The 324-nt window shown below is 66.0% G+C and carries 1 protein-coding gene; it reads left to right on the top strand.

The window, feature by feature from the left end:
- Positions 1-218 (top strand): serine hydrolase (locus tag HKX41_10885; GenBank protein NNC24635.1); only part of this gene is annotated, 218 nt, incomplete at its 5' end.
- Positions 219-324: the final 106 nt, after the last annotated feature.

Raw genomic sequence — 324 nt, 5'->3', positions numbered from 1 at the left:
ATCGCCGCACCCAGCACGTCTGCGGCCGCGCGATCGAGGTGGTGTTCGCGTCCGGCAACGGCGGCAACAAACTGTATCTGGTGCCGGCTCTGCGCCTGGTCGTGGCGATCCAGTCCAGCGCTTACGGCCGCGGTTACGGCCAGCGCCGCTCGAAGGACATCCTGCGCGCGCTGCTGGCCGCAGCGGCGCCCGACGATGGAACTGCGACGGCGCGCTGAACGCTTCATGGATTGTCACAAAAACCTCTGTTTTTATAGGGGTTTTGCGACGTCCGACACGCGCCATCCGAAGGCCTGAGACCCCCGCCCGCGACACTGTCCTCCA

The organism is Salifodinibacter halophilus (genome assembly GCA_012999515.1).
In the GTDB taxonomy this organism is placed as follows: Bacteria; Pseudomonadota; Gammaproteobacteria; order Nevskiales; family Salinisphaeraceae; genus Salifodinibacter; species Salifodinibacter halophilus.
The sequence above is the reverse complement of the archived record's forward strand: the minus strand, read 5'-3'. Positions and strand labels throughout refer to the sequence as shown.